This window comes from Cryobacterium sp. Sr3 (assembly GCF_004402835.1).
GTDB lineage: Bacteria > Actinomycetota > Actinomycetes > Actinomycetales > Microbacteriaceae > Cryobacterium > Cryobacterium sandaracinum.
On record NZ_SOFA01000026.1, the window covers coordinates 87,894 to 94,802 of the forward strand.

Here is a 6,909-nt window from a genome sequence, read left to right on the forward strand (position 1 = left end):
GTGCCGCTGCTTCCGGGGCTGCTTCGTCTGCTGAGTCGGCTGCCGTCGCGGCGGCTTCGTCCGCGTCCTCGTCTGCGGCCGCGTTTTCCGAGCTCCAGCCGGCCGCGTTCGCGCCCTCGGCCGCTGTCAGGTCGGCGTCTTCGTCCGCCGCGCTCACGGATGACTCGGCTTCGGAACTGACGCCGGCCGAAACACGCTCGGTCTCAGCTTCGGGGCCCGCCCCGTGGGCGCCCGACGCGTCGGCACCGGCACCTCTGGCACCCGTCGAGGCTCCCGCGCCCCTGCCGATGCCCGGCGGGAACGGGCCGGACGAGCCTGACCGGAGCGGCAGCATCCGTTCGGAGAAAGCCGATCTCGCACCGGCGCCGTGGTGGACCACCTTCACGCAGTCGCCGCTCGAGCTGACCGCTGAGGAGGTCGCGGCCGCCGATCTGCTGGCCGGGCGCACGCCGCCTGCTCCCGACCCCGAGCCGGCCGCGCTGCCGGCTCCGGTCTCCGCCCGCGGCCGTCTGCGCGCACGACTGGCCGCGTCACTGTCGGCTCCGGTCCCTCTCGCGGGCCAGGCCCGCGACGCCGCCGGGATCGCTGGAGCCGGGGCCCGAGTTGCGGCGGGAGCCGCGGCCGTTGTTGCCGCCCCAGGTGCCCCGTTAGCCGCGGCAGCCATCCCGGCGCCGGAGGCAGCCTTCCCCGCACCGGATGCCCGTGCAGGTACACGGCTGGCCGAGACGGCGGCGCAGGCCTCGGCCGCGGCCCGCTCCGCGCCCACCGCCGCCCCGACTCCACCTCCACTGGCCGCAACGCCGGCCCACCTGTCCACCACGTCCGCGTCCGCGTCAGCCACGTCCGCGTCCGCCGCGCCCGCGTCCGCCGTCACTGCTTCCCCCGAACCTGCACCAGCCGGGGCTGGGGCCGGTATCCACGCCGGTGCGAGTGCTGCTGCTGCCACCACTCCGCGGCCCGCGTCGGGTACGACCAATATGTTCGGTGCGGCATCCCCGCGCCCCGCGTCGGGTACGAACTCCTCGTCGGGCGTGGCCACTCCGGTCGCAGCGAACGGCCGGCGTTCCGCAGTGGACGCGGCGCCGTCCGGCGCCGTTGCCGATGCCGCGCGGCTGGCCTCGGCCGGTCGCCCGCCCGGAGGCAGCCGCCCCGGCAGGCCCCGGCTTCTGATCTGGAGCGTCGGCGGCCTGGTGGTCGTGCTCGCGCTGGCGGCACTGTTCTTCCTCGGGCAGAGCCTGGTCGGCGGCGACGCTGCCCCTGTTGCGGTGGCCACGTCCAGCGCTACACCTGCCCCGAGCGCCACCCCGAGTGTGGCGCCGTCGGCGCCGCCCGAGGCCACCGGCCCGCAGCCGGTCGGCGTGCACCAGTGGGACACCCTGTTCGGCGGCGAATGCCTGCAGCCGTACGTGACACCCTGGGAAGAGGAATTCACGGTCGCCGACTGTGCCACCCCGCATGCGGCTCAGCTCGTGTACCGCGGAGTGTTCGCCGGGGATGCCGCCACAGCCTTCCCTGGCGAGGCCGAGCTGGCCGGGCAGATCAACCTGCTCTGCAGCGCGACCGGCGTCATCGACCTGGCCGCGGCCTCGGCCTACGGCGACGTGCAGGTGCAGGGTAGTTACCCGATCACCGAGGAACAGTGGTCCGATGGCGGCCGCTCCTACTACTGCTTCGTGAGCCGGGCCTCCGGCGAGCCGATGAACGCGAGCATCGCGGGCCCCGGACCGGTACCCGCCGCATAAGCGTTCCGGAGCATCCGTCACCGACGTCTGCCGTCTGGCTGTCTGGCTGTCTGGCTGTCTGGCTGCCTGGCTGCCTTGTAGCGCAGCGGAACCCCAGCCGTGCAACCGGGATCCGCCGCCGCCCCCCCCATGCCCGATGTTCGAACGAATTCGACGGAGATTTTGCCGAAAATGGTCAGTTCTGGGTCGCAACCGGGGTGGTGGCGCAAAATCTCCGTCGAATTCGTCAGGGCCTGGCGGGAGGGAGAGCGGGAGCAGGAGCGGCGGGCGCGGCGGTAGAAGTGCTGGGGCGACGGGTGCGGCAGAGCGCTGCTGCGATGGGAGCGGCGGAACCTAGATCGCGTCGGACTCCACGGGCTCCTTGGAGACCAGCTCGTGCACGCCGGAGAGGATCTCGTCCGGGCGGAACGGGTAGCGGTGCACCTCAGCGTCGTCACTGATGCCGCTCATCACGAGAATGGTGTGCAGCCCGGCCTCGATCCCGGCGATGATGTCGGTGTCCATCCGATCACCGATCATGGCCGTGTTCTCCGAGTGCGCGCCGATCTTGTTCATCGCTGAGCGGAACATCATCGGGTTCGGCTTGCCCACCACATAGGGCTCCATGCCGGTGGCCTTGGTGATCAGGGCCGAGATTGCACCCGTGGCGGGCAGGGGGCCGTCCGCACTGGGACCGGTCGCATCCGGGTTCGTCGAAATGAAGCGGGCACCGTTCAAGAGCAGACGGATGGCCTTGGTGATGGCCTCGAACGAGTAGTTGCGGGTTTCGCCGACCACCACGTAGTCCGGGTTCGTCTCGGTCATGATGAAACCCGCCTCGTGCAGGGCGGTCGTGAGTCCGACCTCGCCGATCACGAAGGCGGTGCCGCCGGGCGCCTGGGAGCGGAGGAAGTCTGCCGTCGCCAGCGCGGAGGTCCAGATGCGGTCTTCGGGCACGTTCAGGCCCGAGGCGCGCAGGCGGGCACTGAGGTCCCGGGGGGTGAAGATCGAGTTGTTCGTGAGCACCAAGAACGGCGTGCCGGCGTCGCTCCACTGCTGCAGCAGCTGCGCCGCGCCCGGCAACGGGCTGTTTTCATGCACGAGCACGCCATCCATATCGGTGAGCCAGCATTCGATGTCTTCGCGGCGTGTCATTGGGTGCTCCCTTGGTTCGGGGATAAGCCTAGCGGCGCGAGGTTTCCGGACGGTTACGAGGTGAGCCAGATCGATCGGGCCGCCGCAGACGACAGCCGACAGATGCCGCCGCCCGGCAGCCGCACCACGCCGGGTTCGAGAACGGTGAGCCGGATTCCCGGGCCGACCCGGTGCACGGCAAGGTCGCGCAGGATGTCCGGGTCGCGGTCACTGATGCGCACGACCGCCCCGACGTGGCCGGGTGCGGCCTCCGCCAGCAGGATGGCGTCCGGCCGGGTCAGGCTGCCGTCCTCGGCCGGGATCGGGTCCCCGTGCGGGTCGGCCGACGGATGCCCGAGCCGATCGTCGATCGCCGCCAGCAGCCGGTCCGAGATCGAGTGCTCGAGCACCTCCGCCTCGTCGTGCACCTCGTGCCAGTCGTAGCCCATTTCCCGCACGAGCCAGGTCTCGATCAACCGGTGCCGGCGCACCACCGCGGTCGCCCGCAGGAAACCGGTCCGGCTCAGGGTGAGCGGCCCGTAGGGGACGTGCTCGATCAGGCCGCCGGCGGCGAGCTTCTTCACCATCTCGGTGACCGACGACGGCGCCACCCCCAGCCGCGCGGCCAGCACCGAAGGCGTGATCGGGTTCGGCTGCCATTCGGTGTGCGCGTAGATGGTCTTGAGGTAGTCCTCGGCCGCGGGTGTGGGGTGTTTCATCACGCCCCTGTGAACACGAGCACGAGCAGCACCACGTTCAGGGCCACCAGGAGCAGGGCGCAGACGGCGCCGGCGACCGTCGTGTACCAGCGGTTGACATGCTCGCCGAGCACCCCGCGCTGCATGGTGAGCCAGACCAGGGGGATCAGCGCGAACGGGATGCCGAACGACAGGACGACCTGGCTGAGCACCAGGGCCTCGGTCGGGTCGAAACCCACGCCCAGGATCAGCAGCGCGGGAATGAGGGTGACCACGCGACGCGCCAGCAGCGGCACGCGCACGTGCAACAGGCCGTGCATGATCTCCGCTCCCGCGTACGCTCCGACCGAGGTGGACGCCAGCCCGGAGGCGAGCAGCCCGACCGCGAACACCGTCGCGATCACGGGCCCGAGGGTTGCCTCGAGGGCGGCGTGGGCGCCCTCGAGCGTGTCGGTCCCGGCGACGCCCTGCAGAGCGGATGCCGCGAGCAGCAGGATCGACAGGTTCACCGTGCCGGCGATGGCCATCGCGATGGTGACGTCCCATTTGGTGGCCCAGAGCAGGCGTCGCGTTGCTGCGCCGTCCGCCACGACGGGGAATCGGTCCCGGGTGAGCGCGGAGTGGGCGTAGATGGCGTGCGGCATGATCGTCGCGCCGAGGATGGACGCGGCCAGGAGCACCGAATTCGCGCCCTCGAACCGCGGCACGAGGCCGGCGACGACGCTGCCGGCATCCGGCGGAGCGAAGAACACCCCGGCCGCAAAGCCCACGGTGATGATGAGCAGCAGCGCCACGATGACGCGTTCGAAGGTGCGCGGGCCGCGCCGGGTCTGCACCGTGAGCACGATCATCGAGATGACCCCGGTGATCACGCCGCCGGCAAGCAGGGGGAGGCCGAAGAGCAGGTTCAGGGCGACCGCGCCGCCGATGATCTCGGCCAGGTCGGTGGCCATGGCCACCAGTTCCGCCTGCACCCAGTAGAGGCGGCGGGTGAGCGGGCGCCGAATACGTACCCCGAGAATTTCCGGCAGGCTCGTGCCGGTTACGATGCCGAGCTTGGCCGAGAGGTACTGGATCAGCCAGGCCATCACGTTGCCGGCCACGACCACCCAGACCAGCAGGTAGCCGTAGCGAGCACCGGCCGTCATATTGCTGGCGACGTTGCCGGGGTCGAGGTAGGCCACGCCCGCGACGAGGGCAGGGCCGAGCAACCAGAGCAGGTGAGAGGATGCCACGGTGGCGATCTCAGGGACCGGTCCCCTCGCATCCGTGCGCACGTTGTTTTTAGCCACACCGAAAGGATAGGGCAGATTTAGGCATGCCGAAAGATCAGTGCCTGCGTGGGCGGCCCGGCACACCAACGTTTCGGCGCGGTCATACGTTTTAGTAGCTAAGCAGAGGGAGGAAACGGGTTCACGGTCGGTGGGGCCGAGGCCTACGTGCGGCGGGCCATCTTCAGCGGCTACCTCGACGAGGGCCGGAAACGCACCCCTGTGGAGCCGGATCGCCCACCGGGCCGCGATGTCCGCAGCGCTCGCCGGGCCGCTCGCCGCCGGAACCACCGACCAAGCCACCCACCCGATCCCGCCCCGACCGGCCCGCGCTCCCGCCGGGGGAGTACCAGATCTCGGCGGCGATCGACCCGTTCACGGATGCCGGCACCGGCCGGTCTGACGCTGCGCTGACCCTGTGCCGAGACGCGGCCGCCTCTGAACTGGGCGGTTACTCCTCGCGCAGGTCCTCGGGAATCGTGGCGACGGGGACCGGGGCCTTGCCGCGGGTGCGCTTCTTCTCGCGGCCGGCTTTGTAGAGCTCGGACAGGATCGGCACGCCCGAGAGCAGCACGATGCCGATGATGAAGAATTCGGAGTACGTCGCCACGAACTCGATCTGGCCGAGCAGGTAGCCCATCAGGGTGCTTCCGACACCCCAGGCGAAGGCGCCGATCAGGTTGAAGAACACGAAGGTGCGGTAGTGCATCCGTCCCACACCGGCGGCGAGAGGCACGAAGGCGCGGAACACGGGCAGGAAGCGGGCGATGATGATGGCCTTGCCGCCGTGCTTGGCGAAGAACGCGTTGGTGCGTTCCACGTTCTTCGGGTTGAACAGGCGGTTCTGCTCGCGGGTGAAGACGGCGGGGCCGGACTTGCGGCCGATTAAATAGGCGACCTGGTCACCGGCGAACGCGGCGATGAAGATGACGAAGCAGGTCACCCAGATCGGAAAGGGCACATCCCCGGTGGCGGTGAGCAGGCCCACGGTGAAGAGCAGCGAGTCGCCGGGCAGGAACGACAAGACGATGAAAGCCGTCTCGACGAACACGATGGTGGCCACGCCGAGGAGCACGAACGAACCGAACCAGCCGATCAGCCACTCCGAGTCGAGAAAGTCGATACCGAAGAGCGTGGGATGCATGGTGATGGTTCCTTCCGGGCGGGGTGCGAGCCGGCGAAACGCGAACCCTGCACGTCAGAATACCCGACGGCATGCCCGGCATGCCCGGCACGCCCGGCGGTGCCCGGCGGGATACGGTGGATCGGTGCAAGAACCGCAGAACCCCACGCCCGAACTGTCCACCCACGGCGTCGGACCCTGGGCCGGAGAGTGGCCCGAGGAGTCGTTCTACGACCGCGAGCTGCTCGAGCGCGGCGACACGCGCAACGTGATCGACCGCTACCGCTACTGGAGTATGGCGGCGATCGTCGCCGACCTCGACGAGAAGCGGCATCCGTTTCACGTCGCCATCGAGAACTGGCAGCACGACATGAACATCGGCTCGATCGTGCGCAGCGCCAACGCGTTCGCCGCCGACACGGTGCACATCATCGGGCGCAAGCGGTGGAACAAGCGCGGGGCCATGGTCACCGACCGGTACCAGCACGTGCTGCACCACCCGGATGTCGCGTCCTTCGTCGAGTGGGCCGCCGCCGAGACCTTGCCGATCATCGCCATCGACAACGTGCCCGGCAGCGTGATCATCGAAACCTTCCGCTTCCCCGAGCGCTGCGTGCTCCTGTTCGGGCAGGAGGGTCCCGGCCTCTCTCCCGAAGCGATCGAGGCAGCGGATGCCGTCGTCGAGATCAGCCAGTTCGGCTCCACCCGCTCGCTCAACGCGTCGGCCGCCGCGGCTGTCACCATGCACAACTGGGTGTTGCAGCACCGGTTCTGAGCGGGCGTTTCACCACCCCGATCCCTCCACAATCAGGGCCTGATCGGGTTATCCACAGGGTGCGTGTAGGTGGGCGGATGCCGCGGGTAATGTCGGTGGGTGCCCGTAGCGTGTGTGTCATGAAGCCCTCATTTATTGAAGAGCAAGAGGCTCTCGGGGAGCATTTCGAGGCGATCGCGGAGGCCGA

6 protein-coding genes are annotated in these 6,909 nt (G+C 69.5%); 2 read left to right on the forward strand and 4 right to left on the reverse strand.

Going from position 1 to position 6,909, the window contains the following annotated elements; all coding sequences use genetic code 11:
* Positions 1-287 precede the first annotated feature (287 nt).
* Positions 288-1,742 (forward strand): hypothetical protein, encoded by a 1,455-nt coding sequence (locus E3N94_RS16525; RefSeq protein ID WP_166790079.1) that lies wholly within the window; start codon positions 288-290, stop codon positions 1,740-1,742.
* A 333-nt stretch (positions 1,743-2,075) separates the two neighbouring features.
* On the opposite strand, the gene E3N94_RS07420 is transcribed toward E3N94_RS16525, so the two are convergent.
* From E3N94_RS07420 to E3N94_RS07435, 4 genes are all read right to left on the reverse strand, one after another.
* Positions 2,076-2,876 (reverse strand): HAD-IIA family hydrolase, encoded by an 801-nt coding sequence (locus E3N94_RS07420; protein ID WP_104100098.1) that lies wholly within the window; start codon positions 2,874-2,876, stop codon positions 2,076-2,078.
* Between the two features lie 53 nt (positions 2,877-2,929).
* Positions 2,930-3,574: a metal-dependent transcriptional regulator gene (locus E3N94_RS07425; protein ID WP_134374776.1), complete on the reverse strand. Its 645-nt coding sequence runs from the start codon at positions 3,572-3,574 to the stop codon at positions 2,930-2,932.
* Positions 3,574-4,797 (reverse strand): Nramp family divalent metal transporter, encoded by a 1,224-nt coding sequence (locus E3N94_RS07430; RefSeq protein ID WP_104100114.1) that lies wholly within the window; start codon positions 4,795-4,797, stop codon positions 3,574-3,576. The genes E3N94_RS07425 and E3N94_RS07430 overlap by 1 nt, the downstream gene beginning before the upstream one ends.
* A 478-nt stretch (positions 4,798-5,275) precedes the next feature.
* Positions 5,276-5,968, reverse strand: coding sequence for a VTT domain-containing protein (locus E3N94_RS07435; RefSeq protein ID WP_104100099.1), 693 nt, complete (start codon positions 5,966-5,968; stop codon positions 5,276-5,278).
* Positions 5,969-6,092: 124 nt separating this feature from the next.
* On the opposite strand from E3N94_RS07435, the gene E3N94_RS07440 reads away from it, so the two are divergent.
* Positions 6,093-6,722, forward strand: a complete 630-nt coding sequence (locus tag E3N94_RS07440) for an RNA methyltransferase (RefSeq protein WP_104100100.1) — start codon at positions 6,093-6,095, stop codon at positions 6,720-6,722.
* Positions 6,723-6,909: the final 187 nt, after the last annotated feature.